The organism is Bacillus pretiosus (genome assembly GCF_051294775.1).
Lineage (GTDB): Bacteria > Bacillota > Bacilli > Bacillales > Bacillaceae_G > Bacillus_A > Bacillus_A wiedmannii.
On record NZ_JBPPHF010000376.1, the window covers coordinates 1 to 292 of the forward strand.

Consider the following 292-nt stretch of genomic DNA (forward strand, 5'->3'; position numbering starts at 1 on the left):
ATATTTGCGTATGTACCAACCGCACCAGATAATTTACCAACGCGAACTGTATCAGCAGCTTGTTTGAAACGCTCTACGTTAGGTTTCATTTCTTCATACCAAAGACCAAGTTTTAAACCAAATGTTGTTGGTTCTGCATGAACACCGTGTGTTCTTCCCATCATGATCGTGTAGTTATGCTCTTTCGCTTTGTTAGCTAAAATGCTTACAAAGTTTTCTAAGTCTTTTAATATGATTTCATTCGCTTGTTTTAAGATGTAAGATAGCGCTGTATCTACTACGTCTGTATATG

Annotated in this window: 1 protein-coding gene; it reads right to left on the bottom strand. The window is 37.0% G+C overall.

The features are described from left to right. Nucleotides 1-292 (bottom strand): lyase family protein (locus ACSG5Z_RS31335; protein ID WP_435712897.1); only part of this gene is annotated, 292 nt, incomplete at both ends.